This is a genomic window from Comamonas testosteroni (assembly GCF_030505195.1).
GTDB classification, from domain to species: Bacteria; Pseudomonadota; Gammaproteobacteria; order Burkholderiales; family Burkholderiaceae_C; genus Comamonas; species Comamonas testosteroni_G.
In genome coordinates, this window is record NZ_CP129672.1 from 2,248,094 (window position 1) to 2,264,099 (window position 16,006).

Annotated in this window: 18 protein-coding genes; 6 read left to right on the plus strand and 12 right to left on the minus strand. The window is 63.0% G+C overall.

The annotated features are described in order from the left end of the window. Nucleotide 1: 1 nt before the first annotated feature. The 7 genes from QYQ99_RS10265 to QYQ99_RS10295 form a co-directional block, all read right to left on the minus strand. The gene (locus QYQ99_RS10265; protein ID WP_302092536.1) at nt 2-1,105 is read right to left on the minus strand and encodes an acyltransferase family protein; all 1,104 of its coding nucleotides are present in this window, start codon (nt 1,103-1,105) and stop codon (nt 2-4) included. A 435-nt stretch (nt 1,106-1,540) separates the two neighbouring features. Next, nucleotides 1,541-2,302: a sterol desaturase family protein gene (locus QYQ99_RS10270; protein WP_302092537.1), complete on the minus strand. Its 762-nt coding sequence runs from the start codon at nt 2,300-2,302 to the stop codon at nt 1,541-1,543. Nucleotides 2,303-2,361: 59 nt separating this feature from the next. Further along, nucleotides 2,362-3,324, minus strand: a complete 963-nt coding sequence (locus tag QYQ99_RS10275; protein WP_302093150.1) for a transporter substrate-binding domain-containing protein — start codon at nt 3,322-3,324, stop codon at nt 2,362-2,364. Between the two features lie 156 nt (nt 3,325-3,480). Beyond that, nucleotides 3,481-4,317, minus strand: a complete 837-nt coding sequence (locus QYQ99_RS10280) for a tRNA-uridine aminocarboxypropyltransferase (RefSeq protein ID WP_302092538.1) — start codon at nt 4,315-4,317, stop codon at nt 3,481-3,483. An 81-nt stretch (nt 4,318-4,398) separates the two neighbouring features. Beyond that, nucleotides 4,399-5,172 (minus strand): hypothetical protein, encoded by a 774-nt coding sequence (locus tag QYQ99_RS10285; protein WP_302092539.1) that lies wholly within the window; start codon nt 5,170-5,172, stop codon nt 4,399-4,401. A 72-nt stretch (nt 5,173-5,244) separates the two neighbouring features. After that, the gene (locus QYQ99_RS10290; RefSeq protein WP_302092540.1) at nt 5,245-5,856 is read right to left on the minus strand and encodes a class I SAM-dependent methyltransferase; all 612 of its coding nucleotides are present in this window, start codon (nt 5,854-5,856) and stop codon (nt 5,245-5,247) included. A gap of 163 nt (nt 5,857-6,019) precedes the next feature. Further along, nucleotides 6,020-6,262 (minus strand): hypothetical protein, encoded by a 243-nt coding sequence (locus QYQ99_RS10295; RefSeq protein WP_003066979.1) that lies wholly within the window; start codon nt 6,260-6,262, stop codon nt 6,020-6,022. Between the two features lie 294 nt (nt 6,263-6,556). Here QYQ99_RS10295 and QYQ99_RS10300 point away from each other — a divergent pair, with 294 nt between their 5' ends. Next, nucleotides 6,557-6,865, plus strand: a complete 309-nt coding sequence (locus QYQ99_RS10300; protein ID WP_302092541.1) for a hypothetical protein — start codon at nt 6,557-6,559, stop codon at nt 6,863-6,865. A 62-nt stretch (nt 6,866-6,927) separates the two neighbouring features. On the opposite strand, the gene QYQ99_RS10305 is transcribed toward QYQ99_RS10300, so the two are convergent. Continuing rightward, complete coding sequence (locus tag QYQ99_RS10305; RefSeq protein WP_302092542.1) at nt 6,928-7,302, minus strand: VOC family protein; 375 nt, start codon at nt 7,300-7,302, stop codon at nt 6,928-6,930. A 103-nt stretch (nt 7,303-7,405) separates the two neighbouring features. Between QYQ99_RS10305 and QYQ99_RS10310 the strand changes: the two genes are divergently transcribed. From QYQ99_RS10310 to QYQ99_RS10320, 3 genes are all read left to right on the plus strand, one after another. Further along, nucleotides 7,406-7,981, plus strand: coding sequence for a flavin reductase family protein (locus tag QYQ99_RS10310; RefSeq protein WP_302092543.1), 576 nt, complete (start codon nt 7,406-7,408; stop codon nt 7,979-7,981). Between the two features lie 247 nt (nt 7,982-8,228). Then, complete coding sequence (locus QYQ99_RS10315; RefSeq protein WP_302092544.1) at nt 8,229-9,047, plus strand: hypothetical protein; 819 nt, start codon at nt 8,229-8,231, stop codon at nt 9,045-9,047. Then, nucleotides 9,040-10,104, plus strand: a complete 1,065-nt coding sequence (locus tag QYQ99_RS10320; protein ID WP_302092545.1) for a sensor histidine kinase — start codon at nt 9,040-9,042, stop codon at nt 10,102-10,104. The genes QYQ99_RS10315 and QYQ99_RS10320 overlap by 8 nt, the downstream gene beginning before the upstream one ends. A gap of 891 nt (nt 10,105-10,995) precedes the next feature. Here QYQ99_RS10320 and QYQ99_RS10325 read toward each other — a convergent pair. Further along, complete coding sequence (locus QYQ99_RS10325) at nt 10,996-12,003, minus strand: zinc-dependent alcohol dehydrogenase family protein (protein ID WP_302092546.1); 1,008 nt, start codon at nt 12,001-12,003, stop codon at nt 10,996-10,998. A gap of 165 nt (nt 12,004-12,168) precedes the next feature. Between QYQ99_RS10325 and QYQ99_RS10330 the strand changes: the two genes are divergently transcribed. After that, nucleotides 12,169-12,567, plus strand: a complete 399-nt coding sequence (locus QYQ99_RS10330; protein WP_302092547.1) for a winged helix-turn-helix transcriptional regulator — start codon at nt 12,169-12,171, stop codon at nt 12,565-12,567. 102 nt (nt 12,568-12,669) lie between these two features. Here the strand turns inward: QYQ99_RS10330 and ycaC are convergent, their stop codons facing one another. Together ycaC and QYQ99_RS10340 are read right to left on the minus strand one after the other, a co-directional pair. Beyond that, nucleotides 12,670-13,299: an isochorismate family cysteine hydrolase YcaC gene (gene ycaC, locus QYQ99_RS10335; RefSeq protein ID WP_302092548.1), complete on the minus strand. Its 630-nt coding sequence runs from the start codon at nt 13,297-13,299 to the stop codon at nt 12,670-12,672. Between the two features lie 81 nt (nt 13,300-13,380). Further along, nucleotides 13,381-14,289, minus strand: coding sequence for a pirin family protein (locus QYQ99_RS10340; RefSeq protein ID WP_302092549.1), 909 nt, complete (start codon nt 14,287-14,289; stop codon nt 13,381-13,383). A 131-nt stretch (nt 14,290-14,420) separates the two neighbouring features. Here QYQ99_RS10340 and QYQ99_RS10345 point away from each other — a divergent pair, with 131 nt between their 5' ends. Continuing rightward, nucleotides 14,421-15,332: a LysR family transcriptional regulator gene (locus QYQ99_RS10345; protein WP_302092550.1), complete on the plus strand. Its 912-nt coding sequence runs from the start codon at nt 14,421-14,423 to the stop codon at nt 15,330-15,332. A gap of 66 nt (nt 15,333-15,398) precedes the next feature. On the opposite strand, the gene QYQ99_RS10350 is transcribed toward QYQ99_RS10345, so the two are convergent. Further along, nucleotides 15,399-15,884 carry a glutathione peroxidase gene (locus tag QYQ99_RS10350; protein ID WP_302092551.1) on the minus strand — a complete coding sequence of 162 codons (486 nt, stop codon included), beginning with the start codon at nt 15,882-15,884 and terminating at the stop codon, nt 15,399-15,401. Nucleotides 15,885-16,006: the final 122 nt, after the last annotated feature.

The window sequence follows — 16,006 nt, forward strand, 5'->3', positions numbered from 1 at the left end:
ATCACGAGCCGCGCGTAGCCTCGCGCAGCGCGTGCTCCTGGCGCGCCTGAGGCTGGCGCGCGGGCTTTTTGCCCGCCCCCAGGTCGCGGTGGCGCATGGCCCAGCGCTCCACCGTGTAGAACGACAGGGCCGACAGCGCGGTAGAGATCAGCAGGCCTGCGACCACCGTCACGGGCCAGGAGTAATCGGCACGCAGATAGCGCACCACCGGGTAATGCCAGAGGTAGATGCCATAGGACAGCTGGCCCAGCTTGATGAGCAGCGGTGCCGTCAGCATTTCATAGACCAGTCCTGCGGGCTTTTGCACGGACAGCAGCACGACCAGTGCCGCGCACTCCACCACCGTAATGCCCCAGACCATGGCGTGCTGGTTGTCCCACTCCAGCTCCATGATCAGCGGCACGGCCAGTACAAACCACATGGTGTAGGCGCGCAACGACTGCAGACGCTCTATCCATTGGGGACGCTCCATCATCAGCGCCGCCAGCAAGGCGCCGGCCAGCAGACCCGAGGCCCGCGTATCGAAGCGGAAAAAGATTTCGTAGAACTGCTGACCCTGCACCACCCAGAAGATGCGCCACAGCGTGCCCAGCAGCCACAGCGCCGCAAGCGGCGCCCAGACCCGGCCCGGCGTGGCCTTGCGCAGCAGCAGCACCAGCAGCGGCGGCCAGATCAGATAGAAATGCTCCTCCACCGACAGCGACCACATATGCAGCAGCGTGTCCGGACTGTCGAAGAAGGCAATGCCGTAATCGGCCAGGTAGAGGATGGAGACCAGGGCGTCCGAATAAATATCCGTAAGGTCTGGCCAGATAAAGGGGGCGAACAAGCAGTACGCGAGCAGGAACAGCGCCAGCGCAGGCATGAGCCGGAAGAAGCGGCGGCGGTAAAAACGCCAGTAATCAAGCTTGCCATGCTGCCGATACTCCATCAGCAGCAAGGAGGTGATCAGAAAGCCGCTGAGCACGAAGAACAGATCGACGCCAAAGAAGGCACCGTCGAACATCGGGGCATGTGCGTGCGAGAGCAGCACCAGCACAATGGCTATGCCTCTCAATCCATCAAGCGCTGGGTTGTAGCGCAGCTTGAACGCCGACTCCACCAAAACCGGACACCTTTCCTTTCGCCCAGGCACAGGCCGGGCTTGCAGACAAACAATCACAGCCATGTACAGGACATGGCTGAAGCAGTATTCAGAATTTGAGCAAAGAGGCAGTAACAGCTCTTTGCAGCGACCCGGGGGTCGCAGAGCGCATGAAAACGCGCTCGGGGGGGCCGGAACCTGGCAGGCGATTTGTCTGCTTCAGCTCACTGACGGTGAGACGGCAGATTGTTATGAATGCCCGCAGCCAGACGGCTTGGCATCTGTTGACAGGTGAACAGACCGGGGCAATTTGAACAGATTTTTACCGCCGGCCCAAGCCAGGCACAGAGCTTGCCGGGCTCTGGCAGGGTCTTGGCAGGCCGTGTTAACAATTGAGAACAAAAACAGCAGGCCGCGCTCCACCCATCGGCACCATCAGCTATCAAATTCGAAGCTTCAGGATGACTTGCGGCGGCCGCAGGCAGGTGCACTCTGGTGAACATCGCGCCACAGCAGCATCTCGGCCACGCGCTCGGACTTGTCGTCATCAAAGCCCAGCTTCTGCGCGCGCTCGGCGGGATTGATCCAGGTGCCGAACAGCATGTCCCACAGCGGCAGACCGTAGTTCTGCGCATGGTGGCCATGCTGATGGTGCACGGTATGCATCTCCGGGCGCTGCAGCACATAGCCAAGCCAGCGCGGCGTGCGTATGTCAGCATGGGTGAACAGATCGAAGGCCGCCGTCAGCCCCAGGGCCACGGCCGCCGCCGCCGGGCTGGCGCCCAGCACCCAGTAGCTGGAGATCACGCTCAGCAGCATGGCAGCGCAGGAGTCCAGCGGGTGGGCGTAGAACGAGGTCAGCACCTCGATGCGGCGCGCGCTGTGATGCAGCTGGTGGAACACGCGCCACAGCAGGTCGGACGCATGGGTGGCACGGTGCCACCAGTAAAAGACAAAGCTGGTGATGAAAAAGCTCAGCAGCCCCACCAGCAGCGGACTCCAGCGTGCACCCACATCGAAAAGCGCATTCTGGCGAATGCGCTCCTCCAGCAACCAGCCCAGCGCCAGCGTGCAGGCCAGTGTCAGCGCGCCCAGGGCGCTGCTGTAGATCAGCCAGCGCCGGTCGCAGAGATTGCGCGAGGCGGGCGCAATCACCTCACGCGTGAAGACCACCACGAACAGCAGCGCAATCAGCGGATAGACCAGGTATTCCAGCACGGCAAACACTCCCCTTGCGGTTTGCCCTGCAGTCTATCGGCTGATGTGGCTTTGCCGCTTTATTGGTGCAATACAAACTGCTCCAGCGGCGTGTCATTGGGCGCGGCCAGCTGCTTCTTGAGCACCTCGCCCATGGGCAGGTTCAGGTTCACGCTCTTGGGCGCAATGGGCTGCATGAACCATTTGTTGTAGAGCTTGTGCAGCTCGCCCGAGCGGATCATCTGCAAAATGGCGCCGTCCACGGCCTTCTTGATCTGCGGGTCGTTCTTGCTGAACTGGATGGCAATCGGCTCGGCACCAATCACCTCGCCCACGATCTTGTAGCCCTTGGGATTCTTGCTCTGGCCGATCACGCCGGCCAGCATGTTGTCGTCCAGCACAAAGGCATCGACGCGACCCGACTCCAGCATCAGAAAGCTCTCGAACTGGTCCTTGCTCATCAGCGTCTTGAAGTTCAGCTCGTTGTCGCTGGCGTATTTGCGCAGAATCTGCACCGCCGTCGTGCCCGCGATCGCGCCCACATTGCGCCCCTGCAGCTGCTTGAAGGAGGTGATGCCCGAGTCGGCACGCACGGCCATGCGCACCTCGCTGACATAGGTGGTCAAACCAAACGCCACCTGCTTCTGGCGCGTGAGGTTGTTGGTCATGCTGGCGCAGTTGAAATCGGCCGTGCCGTTGTTGATCAGCGGCATGGTGTTCTGCGGCGTCAGCACCATGTACTTGATCTGCGCCCTGGGCGCAATCGCCTGCACCACACGCTCGCAGAGGTCCATGTGATAGCCCACAAATTTTTCGTTCGCGCCGATCACATAGGACATGGGGACAGCGGCTTCGCGCACGCCCAGCACCACCGTGCCGCCGGCCTGCCAGCGCTGCAGCGTGGGCGATGCGGACAGATCCACGGCCGTGTCGATATTGGCACCGATCGTGGAGCTCGCCGCTTCAGTCTTGCCCGCAGCCATGGCCGAACCCGCGCATACCAGCGCTGCTGCCAGCCCAACCCATTTCGACGACTTGTCCATCACCCACTCCAGAAAAATAAAAGCGCCGAGACCTCTGGTCATCGGCGCTCATCACCCACCCGATCCGGCACACACCTCATGCACTCATGAGGCCCTGGCCCGATTGTCCGTGTTCGTTTATTGCTTTGAGTGGAATGCTTATGCCTGCACGGCGCTTCATGCGTCGCGTTTGGCGGGGGGCATCCCCATCAGTTCACGCAGGCGCAGGTGAGCACTGCTGGCCTCATCGACCGGCTGCTGGTGCTTGGCCTGCAGATAGCGTTCGGTGAACACGCCCAGATAGCTCTCCAGCACGCGGCCGGCCTGCATATCGCCGACATCGCCCACCAGCTCCAGACAGAGGGCCGCCACCTCGCTGGTGCAGAAATGGTCGTCGCGCTTGGACCTGCGCAACTGATAGCGAGAGATCAGATCCGGATGCAGGCTGAGCACGGGAAAGCCATCGAGATAGGGGCTTTTGCGAAACATCTTGCGCGCCTCGGACCAGGTCGCATCCAGCAGTATGAACAGCGGGCGCCTGCCAGGCTGCAGCGCACGGCTGTCGCCGCCGTCCAGCGTCTCCACCACACGCTCGGCGGGCTCGGCATATTCGCCGGGAAACACCACATAGGGCTGCCATTGTGGATCGGCCAGCAAGGCCCCGAGCTGCGGGTCCACCTCGGTACGCGCCCAGCCGAAAGCATGGGTGTCCTTCACCACATCGGCAATCAGCCAGCCCGTGTTGCTGGGCTTGAGCGGCTCGGCATCATGCATCAGCAGGCAGAAGGCTGCGCGCGTGGCCAGCTCGGGGCGCAACGCGCACATGCAGTGCGAGGGGCGCAAACGGCAGCCCTCGCAGCGCTCGCCCTTGGGGCCGCCGCGCGCCATAAACGGCCGCGTGCTGCGCGCCAGCCGCGCCAGGCGCAAGCGCGAGACGGCGTGCGGGGGCAGCGTGGAGGCAACGGTTTTCTGCGGGGTCAGAGCGGTGAGAGACAAAGGCGTGGAAGCGGGCAAGACGGACACCAGCGGGTTCGGACAGATGCCCGGATTGTCCCGCCTTTGCCAATTCCAGTGCTGACGCTCCCGGAGCGCCGCTCAGTCGCAGTCACCTTGCTCAAAGGTCGGACCACGGCCAAAGCTGAACACCGTGGGCCTGGCATGCCTGAGTCCGGCGGCAATCACGTTCCTGAAGCGCTCCGGCTCGCAGTTGAATCGCGTGTCCAGCACATAGTCCTCGGACTCTGCCTTGGTCATGGCATCGCGCCAGGCGGCCGTCGCATCCAGCACCTTGCCGTCCACCATGGGGGCCTGCACCGAGTAATTGATGAAGTTGGTCAGACGCGAGCCCTTGGCCTCCAGATAGACCACGGGGTCGGCGGCATTGCCGCACAGCGTCAGGCAGTCGGCGTAATAGCGGCTGTCCAGCAAAGGCTCGAAGCTGCCAAAGGTCAGATCGCCGAGCTTGATATCGGGCTGGCCCTCGGACACGTTCAGCACGCTCTTGAGCGAGAGATTGCAGCTGGGCGCGATATCGATCTCGACAGACTCGATCACCTTGTCGGCTTCGTCGCTGACCAGGGTGATATCGCAGCCGTCGGCGCGGAACTGGTGGCGGTGGAATTCCGAACGCATGGCCGGGCCGGCAATCTTTTGCGCATAGGCCAGATTCATGCCTATGGTCTCGGTGCTGAACAACTGGTCGATCACACGCTTGGCCTGGGCGGCAGGCGCAGGGGCCGGTGCTGCGGCCGGAGCCTGTGCCGGGGGCGCGGTGGCTTCGGTCTTGGAATCCGAGCAGGCCAGCAGCAGGGCCGCGCCAGCCATGGCAACGCTCCAGACTCCGCAGCGTTTGATCCAGCAATGAAGCATCTGCATATCCTTGTGAGTTCGCAAGCCCCGCAATATAGGTGCAGGCCCCGAAATCACCAAGAACGAGAGGTTTCAGCCCCCAAGGCACTCCAGCTCGAACAGCGGCATATCCGCCTGACGGCTCAGCCATACGCCGCCGCCCAGCTCCTTGAAGTGAGGCTGCAGGCCGCGGCGGTACAGCTCGCCACGGTGTCGATACAGGCGCGGGTCGGTCAGATCTTCGTCAATGATGTCGCGCTCGTAATCCTCACGTGCCACCGCCTCGATATAGAGCCCGCCGCGCGACAGCCGGCCCAGATTGGCCAGTGCCTTTTTCAGATCGGCCGGGCTCAGATAGGGCAGCACGCCCTGGCAGATCACCAGATCGAAAGGCTGGCCATCTTTGGGCTGCCAATCCACCACCGAGCCCCGCTCCCAGCCATAGCGCTCGCACAGATAGGGGCTGAACTCCACGCCCTGATACTGCACGCCCGGGAAATGCCTCTGCACCGCCTCGCGCCACAGGCCTATGCCGCAGCCCACATCAAGCACCCGCTGCACTGGCACGCGCAGATACGCAAGATACGAGCAGACGAACGCACCCAGCCGACGCGCGTGCTCGGGGTCGATCACGCTGGTCTTTTTGTCAAAGTAAAAGCGCTGGTAATACGCCTCGTCAAACCACTCGTTGCTTGCTGATTGCACGCAGCCTCCTTCAAAAAACAAACGGCGCCCGAAGACGCCGAAACTTCAAAAACCGACGCTGACTCAGGAAAGAGGCAGCCAGCAAGGGCCCAGGCGCCCCCGCCGCCCCGCAGCGAGGCTGTCGCCCCACCCTCCAGAAGAAGGCGCGCAGCGCCTCAGAGGGTTAAATTCTGCCGACCACGGACCAGCCCTTGCGCTGGTCCTGCTTGTTGTTCTCGTAGTCCCACACCGTGCCGCAGCGCTCGCAGACATAACGGGTCACCGTCGCCGTGCTCGAGCCGCGCTCCTCCTTGCGGTTGCCGCGCTGCATCAGTTCGGCATGGCCGGGGGCTTTGCGCCAGTTGCGCTGAATGCCGGCACAGGCATCGCACAGATGGTCTTCGGCAGGGGTGGTGGTGTTGGTCATGAAAAAACTACTGAATGTGGTGCAGGTGCCGGACATACGCCCGCGCTGCAAAGCAGCCATTGTGCCGCCTGCCCCGGTTTTGCACCGGCAGCCGTCGCAGCATCACCGCTTGCAGGTAGGGCATGACCGACCGTGAAGCCGGCCCGGGCCCGTCTTTTTCCAAGCATCTTCGCCCATATTTGTTACCAAATGATTCGGTATCGCTATTCTTCGGACTTAAGCAAACGAACAACAAGGGAGCGGTTTGTGTACAAGAAAACGTAGCTGGCGGCCTTGGTGGGCACGGGGCTGAGCATGAATGCGCTGCAGATTGCGCAGACCCAGGGCACACCCGAAATCGTGGCCCTGCTCTGGCTCAGGGCCAAGCCCGCAGCCGTGGAGGCACCTGCTTCGGTCGGCACAGCACCGGCGCTGCTGCAGCCCGCTTCGGCCGATGCCGCTCCTGTGGACTTCAGTAAGCTCCCGCCTGAGCTGCTGACCGAAATGGATGCCGAAGTGGCCAAGCTGCCTGTATCGGCGGAGCAAAAACAGCTGGCGCGCAACAATCTGGCGCGTCAGTCCCTCAAGATCCAGGCCCTGGCCAACGCCCTCAAGTCCCAATAACGCGGGCTGACTCCTGCCATGTAAAAGGGCCGCTTGCGCAGCCCTGATTCATGAGGCGTGGATCACGCCTTGGCGGGGCGATAGGCCAGACAGATCTTGTTGCCGTCGGGGTCGCGCAGATAGGCCAGATACATGGAGTCGCCGCGCCAGCCCGGCGCGTCCTCGACCGACACACCACCCGCTGCCAGGCCAGCCGCATGGGCCGCGTTCACCTGATCGGTGGACTGGGCCAGAAAGCCCGTGGTCGCGCCATTGCCCGAGCTGGCCGACTCGCCGTTGATGGGCGTGGAGATGGCAAACACGCCAGTGGGGCTGCGGTAGAAGAAGCGGTTCTTGTTGGCAACGCCGGGCGCAATGCCGAGCTGACCCAGCAGCGCGTCGTAAAAGCGCTTGCTGGACTCCAGATCATTTACACCCAGCATGATGTGGCTAAACATGGTTGTCTCCTGGAAAAGCCCTGTTTCGGGCGAAGATGGGAAATCGGCAAGCCATCGTAACGGGAGCTTGCCGTCCTCTTCTGTCACCCATTTTCAGCCCACCATGCTGCCAGACCATTTCACCCCGGTTCCCCTGGACAAATCCTACCGCCTGCTCAATCACGGCCCCACGGTCATCGTCTCGGCTCAGCATGCGGGCGAGTCCAATGCCATGAGCGCGGCCTGGGCCTGCGCACTCGATTTCGCGCCGCCCAAGATCAGCGTGGTGCTCGACAAGGCCACGCGCACGCGTGCGCTGGTCGAGGGCAGCGGCTTCTTCGCCCTGCAGTTGCCCACCGTGCCCCAGGCCGCCCTGACGGTGGGCATAGGCACGGACAGTGCCGTGACCGAAACCCACAAACTCGCCAAGCATGGCGTGCAGCTGTTCGATGCACCGGGCTTCGATGTCCCGCTGGTGGCAGGCTGCGCCGCCTGGCTGGTCTGCAAGCTGATCCCCGAGCCGCATAACCAGCAAAGCTATGACCTGTTCATCGCCGAAGTCGTGGCGGCCTGGGCCGACGAGCGCGTGTTCCGCAATGGACACTGGGAGTTCGGTTCCGCGCCTGCCGAGCTGCGCACCCTGCACTATGTGGCGGGCGGGCAGTTCTTCGCGATTGGCGAATCGGTGCTCGTGAAATAGAAGCTCTCATGGCTGCATCGCTTATGTATCAAGCGCTGGCAGCTATCAAAATAATTCGCACTTTGCCGTAACGGCCACTGACACCCTCAGGCGCCCTGGCCCGCAGCGCCTGCGCACCCGGGTATTTGTAACCACCTTCATTTAGACTGCATCACTGACCGAGATATCAAACAACCCATGACTGCAGGTGCCGTACCGCCGCACAAGGCAGCGATCTCTGCTATCAATCACCGCGAAGTGACAGGCAATGGCGCAAGAGTTTTTCGATCCCGTGCTGTTCATCAAAGAAGATGCGCCGGCGTCGGTCGATCTGTCGCAGACACCGTTTTTCTGCAATATCCACGGGTTCCCGCACTATTGCGCAGAGCCGCCCACAGGCTTGAAGCTGCTGGAGCCCGCCACCAGTGACCCCGAGGCCGTCATCGGCAACGCATACCGCGTCCTTTCTGCGACCACCACCCACCCCGACCCCAAGTACGGCAATCAGACCAGACTGGAGTTCCTGGCCGATCAGGTCGAGTACGAAGCCATTGCAGTCACGCATCAAACTGCAGCGGCCTTCGGCATGACGCTGATTGAGCCGGGCCAGGGAGTTCGCATCACCAGCCCCCAACCACATCTTTCGCTGGTCGACTATGAGTACGGCATGTTTGCCGGGCACCGCTCGCCCTATGAGGGAACCGGCTACCGCCTGCTGGGCAAGGTCTGTACCGACCTCGAACATCACGATTTCCCGCATGTCTTCACCTCCATCGACCCGCACCTGCCGCTGGTGATTTCGGTGGGAAAGTACTGGCCACAGCAGCAGAAAATCTGTCTGGCCGACCTCTGGCTGCCTCGTGGCATGGCCTTGTATGTGCCTCCCCGGCCCAATCTGCCCGGGCAGACTTGCCTGGATCTGCACGGCAACCGCAATTCGGCCCTGGCCTGCTGGCGCGGGATAGAACGCTCCAGCGTCAAAACCCAGACCCTGCTGCAGACCGAAGGCGGCTATTTCTACTGGTTCTGGAACGAGCTGCCCACCACCCACCCTCTTCTCGATCTGACAGGAGCGTCCCATGCTTGAAGCCCGCCCCCGCCTGCGCACCCTCGAACCCGACACGGACAACGGCCTCTACCAGACGCTGCTGGAATCCACCCTGGCGATTCCCTTCAAGATTGACTGGACCACGAAGAAATACAGCTATATCGGCCCGCAGATCGCTGATCTGCTGGGCTGGAGCCCCGAGAGCTGGGAGACCGTGAACGACTGGGCCGAACGCATCCACCCCGACGAGCGCGAGCAAACCGTCTCGCGCTGCGTGGAGCTGTGCCTGGCGGGCGTGGATCACGAGGCCGAGTATCGTGCGCTGACCAGCGACAACCGCTTTGTCTGGGTCAAGGAAGTCGTGCATGTGCTGTGCGACGAACAGGGCCAGCCCACAGCGCTGATCGGCTTCACCTTCGACATCACCGAGCAGAAAAAATCCGAGCATTTGCGGGCCGAGCTGGAAGCCCAGAAGCTCTCCAACGCGCGCCTGCAGGAGCGCCTGCGCCTGACACACGACCTGCACGACGGCCTGGGCGGCGAGCTGGTCCACATGATTGCTTCCGTCGAGCAGGGCAGCGAAGCCCTGACCCGGACTCAGGTGCTGTCCATGCTCAAGCTCATCCGCAACGATCTGCGCCAGAGCATAGACAGCAACGCCTCGGCCCAGGTGCGCGTACCAGCCACTCCACAGGAATGGCTGGCACCCTTGCGCCGCCGCTTCAACGACCTGTTCGAGGCCCTGGGTGTGCGCTGCGACTGGCAGTTTCCGCAAAGCTGGAGCCAGCCGCCCAACGCGCTGCAATACCTGGCGCTGACCCGGCTGATCGAAGAGGCGCTGACCAACGTCATCAAGCATAGCCAGGCCCGCCATGTGCGCCTGTCCCTGGAGCAGCCTCAAGCGCAGGAGCTCCTGCTGGAGATCGAGGACGACGGCGTGGGCTTTGATGTGCAGGCCGTGGAGGCATCGGGCCTGGGCGTTGGCATGCGCTCCATGGCGGTGCGCATTGCGCGGGTCGGTGGCCTGCTGGGGATTGAGTCGTCGCCGGGGCGGACGGCGCTGACGGCGAGGGTGGTGCTGGGTTCTGAGGACTGAGATTTTTGGGCTGTGGGGCTTGTGTAATAAGCGCTGGCAGCTATCGATGTAGATTCATTTTTGTCGCCTGCGACAGAGGCCGTGCCGGCCGCGCCGGGTCTCGCCCCGGCAGGCGAGTTACCTTTCTTGCTCGCACAAGAAACGTAACCCAAAGAATGCGCCCCGACTGTCCGCGTCCCTGCGCTTCGCTACGGGCAAACCTGCATCACGCCATTCAGGCTGCGGTGCGGCAAAACTCGCTTTGCGCTACGCGCGCCGCTCAAACAGGTTGCCGCAAATTTGATGTCAAAGCATTGGCACTCTGCGGTGCCAATGCCCGCAGCCCGAACCGCGTGCCGCAGGCGCAGACACACGGGTGAATGCGCCTGCGAGAGCTATGAGCAAATCGGGCTGTAACGCTTATTCAGCAAACGCAAGCAGCTATCAAAAGCACAAAGAAGCTATCCCGCACCCGATGTTGCCCCTTGTGCTCACGCCTGCGACGGCAGCCTCTTGGGGCGGGCGACTGCACCGTAGAGTGCAGACGCATCGTGCTCTGACGTACGGCAATGTGTCTGAACGGAGTGCTGCAAGCACGCAGTGAGTTTTGCCGTACAGCCACAAGAGGTTGACGGCGCAGGTTGCCCCGTAGCGCAGCGAAGGGGTCGTGGGCAGCAGGAGCCGGCTCTTTGCCTACTTTCTTGCAGAAGAAAGTAGGTCGGCTGGCGGGCCGAGACCCGCCTCCTGTCCGCCGGCAAGGGATGTCCCCGTAACAAAAAACTCAAGCCAAATCGGCCTTAGCGCAAGGCAGACCAAGCGCTGACAGCTATCAAAACAAGAAGGGCATGTGACCCAGCAAGAACCACATGCCCAATCAGCCTCAAACTCAGGCGCACAAAGCGCCATCAGCTATCAATATTCGAGGCAGATCTTGCCGAAATGCCTGCCAGCGGCCTGGTGCTCGAAGGCCGCCACCATCTGCTCCAGCGGATAGCGGCTGTCGATCACGGGCTTCCAGCCGAAGTTCTCCAGCGCGCGCACCATGTCCTGCTGCTGCTCGCGGCTGCCGACGATCAGGCCCTTGAGGGTTTGCTGCTTGCGCATCATCTCCACCGTGGGCACGGCACCCGCAAAACCGGTCAGCACGCCGATCAGCGCGATATGGCCGCCGACGGCGCAGGCGCGAATCGACTGGGGCAAGGTGCCGGGGCCGCCGACCTCGACCACGATGTCGGCACCGCGACCGCCGGTGGCGGCCAGCACGGCATCACCCCATTCGGGCTCGTCCTTGTAGTTGATCACCAGATCGGCCCCCAATGCCTTGAGCTGCTCGGCCTTGGCTGCGCTGGAGGTGGTGGCGATGACGGTGGCGCCCATGCTCTTGGCCATCTGCAGCGCAAAGATGGAGACGCCGCCCGTGCCCAGCACCAGCACGGTGTCGCCGGCCTTGAGATGCCCGTCCACCACCAGCGCGCGCCAGGCCGTGAGACCGGCCGTGGTCAACGTGGCGGCCTCGGCATGGCTCCAGCCCTTGGGGGCATGGGTAAAGCTGGTGGCGGGCAGGTTCACGAACTCGCGTGCAAAGCCGTCCACGCCGTCGCCGGGCACAAGCTGGAAGTCGGAGGGCACATGGCGGCCTGACAGCCATTGCGGAAAGAAGGTGGAGACCACGGCATCGCCCACGGCAAATTCCGTCACGCCTGCGCCCACGGCCGTGACCAGGCCGGCGCCGTCGGCCATGGGAATGCGGCCGTCAGCCGCCGCACCGGGACGGCGCACCACGCCCAGGTCGTGGTAGTTGAGCGAGCTGGCGTGAATGCGTACCTGGATCTCGCCGGCGGCGGGTGCCGCAGGTGCAGGCAAGTCGACAAGCTGCAGGTGTTCGAAACCGCCGGGGGCGGCCAGTTGCATGACTTTCATGGAGTGCTCCTCAAGGGGGGTGAAACAGATGCTTTGCATGGTGCCGTCAATACACGCCAACCACCAGTACCAACATATTTGTTGGGTAGTATTAAAAATGTAAGTAATGCATGGGCGCTGGCTGGCGCTACGATGCTTGCAGTCCAGAACTGCCCCGAGGTCCCCATGAAACGTTTGAACAGCAAGAGCGGCTGCGCCGTGGAGGTGACGCTGTCCGTCATGGGTGGCACCTGGAAGCCCATCATCCTGTTCCACCTGCTGCACGGCAAAAAGCGCTTTGGCGAGTTGGGCCGCAGTATTGGCGGCATCACCCAGCGCATGCTGACGCTGCAGCTGCGCGAGCTGGAAGAAGCCGGCATTGTGGAGCGCACGGTGTATGCCGAAGTGCCGCCGCGCGTGGACTATGAGCTGACCGCGCTTGGCCGCAGCCTGCAGCCGGTGCTGATTGCCATGCGCAACTGGGGCACCGAATACAGCAAGAGCTTTGCTGCGGCCGATCCCTTGCATGACGCAGATCAGAACAGCGCAAGCTGCCTGCCAGAATTGAAGCAAAAACAGGCTTGAACGCTTACCCATCAAGCATTGATAGCTATCAATTTAAATAGATCGACAGCAAAAAGCCCGCAGGCTGCAAAAGCCTGCGGGCTTGGGTCTGAAGCCCCGCGCTTACTTGCCGGCGGTCAGCGTGGTGTAGCTGTTGATCAGGTTGCGATAGTCGGGGATGTGGTTGGAGAAGAGAGTCCCCAGACCTTCAATGTCGTTGCGCCAGTCGCGGTGCAGCTCGCAGGCCGCGCCGAACCAGGTCATGAGCTGGGCGCCGGCCTGCTCCATGCGACTCCAGGCCGCCTGCTGGGTCATGCTGTTGAAGGTGCCCGAGGCATCGGCAATCACGAACACCTCGAAGCCTTCAGCCAGGGCCGACAGCACGGGGAAGGCCACGCAGACCTCGGTCACCACGCCGGCCACGATGAGCTGCTTCTTGCCCGTGGCCTTGACGGCCTTGACGAAATCCTCGTTGTCCCAGGCATTGATCTGGCCCGGACGGGCGATATAGGGAGCTGTAGGGAATTTTGCCTTGAGTTCGGGCACCAGCGGGCCGTTGGGGCCGGTCTCGAAGCTGGTGGTCAGAATGGTGGGCAGTTTGAAGTACTCGGCCATGTCGGCCAGGGCCAGCACATTGTTCTTGAACTTGTCGGGGTCGATATCGCGCACCAGGGACAGCAGACCGGTCTGGTGATCCACCAGCAGCACGGCGGCATTGTCTTTGTCGAGGCGAACGTAAGGCTTTTGGCTCATGGGAATCTCCTTCAAGAGTGGAGGGGGTGAAAGCCGGCGGGCTTGCCCGCCGGTGGGAAAACTCGATACCGTGCGACCTGCTCAGGCTGCTGCGCCATGGCGCTCGGCTGCCGCAATGCGGCCGAACTGGCCGCTGCGGAAGTCCTCCAGCGCCTGCTGGATTTCCTCGTCGCTGTTCATGACGAACGGGCCGTAGCCGACCACGGGCTCGTCAATCGGCTCGCCCGACAGCCACAGCAGCGTGACGTCGCTGTTAGCCTCCAGATGCACGCTGTCGGCCGCGCGGTCCATATGCACCAGCTGTCCGGCGCGGGCAATCTCCTGTCCGTTGACCAGCAGCGTGCCGTGCAGCACCACCAGCGCCAGCGTGTGGCCGGCCCGCGCCTGCAGCTCGGTGGAGGCTCCGGCGTTCAGCCGCACATCCCAGACATTGATGGGCGTGAAGGTCTTGGCCGGGCCGCGATAGGCGGGGCCCGTGCTGCCAAGGTAGTCCCCGGCAATGACACGCAAATGACCCGCACCGTCCGGCAGCGCGACCTGCGGGATGTCGGCGTTCAGCAGGGTCTGGTAGCCGGGGGCGGACATCTTGTCCCTGGCCGGCAGGTTGACCCACAGTTGCACCATCTCCAGCGGTCCGCCGCTCTTGGCAAAGGCTTCGGAGTGGTACTCCTCGTGCAGGATGCCCGAGGCAGCCGTCATCCACTGCACATCGCCGGGGCCGATGGTGCCGCCGGCACCTGTGGAGTCGCGGTGGGCCACCTCACCCTCATAGACGATGGTCACGGTCTCGAAGCCCCGGTGCGGGTGCGTGCCCACGCCGCGCCGCGCCGTGGTGGGCGTGAAGCTCTGGGGACCGGCGTGATCGAGCAGCAAGAAAGGACTCAGGGCCTTGCCGTGGTCGCCATAGCTGAACAGCGAACGCACGGGAAAGCCATTGCCCACCCAGTGTGGACGGGGCGCTTCATAGACCCCCAGGATTTTCTTGAGCATGACATTTCTCCTTGCGGCAGGCCTGCAGTCCCGTTGGTCGCTGCAGGTGTTGAACATGGACAAAGTATGGATTTGGAACGATGACTTGAGTAGTCCACAATATTCAGCCTCAGAGTTCTATTTTTAAAACGATGAAGCTGCCAGACCTCAATGAGCTGTACTACTTCGCCCAAGTGGTGGAGCACGGTGGATTCGCGCCCGCAGGCCGCGCCCTGGGGCTGCCCAAGTCCAAGCTCAGCCGCCGCGTGGCACTGCTGGAGGAGCGCCTGGGCGCGCAATTGCTGCTGCGTTCCACACGCAGCTTTGCCGTGACCGAGGTGGGCAAGCGCTATTACCAGCACTGCCGCGCCATGCTGACCGAGGCAGAGGCCGCCGAAGAGTCGGTGGCACTGGTGCATTCCGAGCCCTGCGGCAAGGTGCGCATGAGCTGCCCCGTGGCCTTGCTGGCCTCACGCGTGGGCCGCATGCTGGGCGAATTCATGCGCCAGTACCCGCGCGTGGAGCTGCAGGTGGACGAGACCAACCGGCGCGTGGACGTGGTCGGCGAAGGACTGGATCTGGCCCTGCGCGTGCGCCCGCCGCCGCTGCAGGACAGCGATCTGGTGTTGCGCACGCTGGCCGAGCGCCGCCAATGCCTGGTGGCCGCCCCCGAGCTGCTGCGGCACCTGGGTCAGCCCGGCGGGCCCATGGATCTGTCGGACTGGCCCAGTCTGGACATGGGCGGCGTGCAGGAAACCCACCGCTGGGTGCTGTACGGCCCCAACGCCGTGCGCGCCGAGGTCCGGCACCAGCCAAGGCTGGTGACGCAGTCCATGCTGGCGCTGCGCGACGCGGCCCTGCTGGGTGCCGGCGTGGTGCAGCTGCCCAATATGTTTGTGCGCGAGGAGCTGCGCAGCGGCACATTGGTGCAGGTGCTGCCGGGCTGGCAGCCGCGGCACGAGATCATCCACGCCGTCTACGCCTCGCGCCGTGGTCAGCTGCCCGCCGTGCGCGCGTTGCTCGACCATCTGGCCCAGTCCTTCAGGACCTTGTCGGAAGACTGAGCATCAAAACGGCCTCCAGCAGTTGCTGGGCATGCGCTGTCAGCTATCGAAACGATAACTGCAGCATCAGCCCAGAGCCGCCTGGATATCGTCCGCCAGCTTCTCGGGCTTGTCCTGGGGCGCGTAGCGGCGTATCACCTGTCCGTCGCGGCCCACGAGGAATTTGGTGAAATTCCATTTGATGGACTTGGTGCCCAGCACGCCCGGCGCTTCGGCGGTGAGCCAGCGGTACAGCGGATGCGCGCCATCGCCGTTGACCTCGATCTTGTGCATGAGCGGAAAACTCACGCCGAAGTTCAGCTCGCAAAAGCTCGCGATCTCGTCATCCGAGCCTTTTTCCTGGGCACCGAACTGGTTGCAGGGAAAGCCCAGCACCACCAGGCCCCGGTCCGCATATTGCTCGTGCAGTGCCTGCAGCCCCTTGTACTGGGGCGTGAAGCCACAGGCACTGGCGGTATTCACGATCAGCAATACCTTGCCCTGGTACTGCGACAGAGGAACGCTGCGTCCCTGGATGTCGGTGGCTTCAAAGTCATAAACGCTGTCTGCCATGCTGCTCTCCCGCCAAAGTGAAGCCCCAAGCTTAAGGCAGTCGGCAAAACATCTCACCACTGGAAACAAGCCTGCACCGCCACGCCACGGAGACAATACCGGGGCTGCGACCATAGAAAAAC